Origin of the sequence: Rheinheimera metallidurans, assembly GCF_036983985.1 — a bacterium.
Taxonomy (GTDB): Bacteria; Pseudomonadota; Gammaproteobacteria; order Enterobacterales; family Alteromonadaceae; genus Alishewanella; species Alishewanella metallidurans.
The window spans coordinates 1-267 of the sequence record NZ_JALAHQ010000019.1 but is presented as its reverse complement, the minus strand read 5'-3'; the positions used below and the strand labels follow the sequence as shown (position 1 = coordinate 267).

Sequence of the window (267 nt, the reverse complement as noted above, 5' to 3'; positions counted from 1 at the left end):
ACCTGATGCCGGGTGACTCACTGAACCTGCAGACGGCTCAGGATACGGATAACGGCTACTCCGTGTTTGAGCAGTCACTGCTGCGATATATCGCTGCCGGGCTGGGTGTCTCGTATGAGCAGCTTTCCCGGAATTGCGCCCAGATGAGCTACTCCACGGCACGGGCCAGTGCGAACGAGTCGTGGGCGTACTTTATGGGGCGGCGAAAATTCGTCGCATCCCGTCAGGCGAGCCAGATGTTTCTGTGCTGGCTGGAAGAGGCCATCG

General features: G+C 59.2%; 1 protein-coding gene. It reads left to right on the top strand.

All coding sequences use genetic code 11. The annotated features are described in order from the left end of the window. Positions 1–267 (top strand): phage portal protein (locus tag MN199_RS14745; protein WP_335739916.1); only part of this gene is annotated, 267 nt, incomplete at both ends.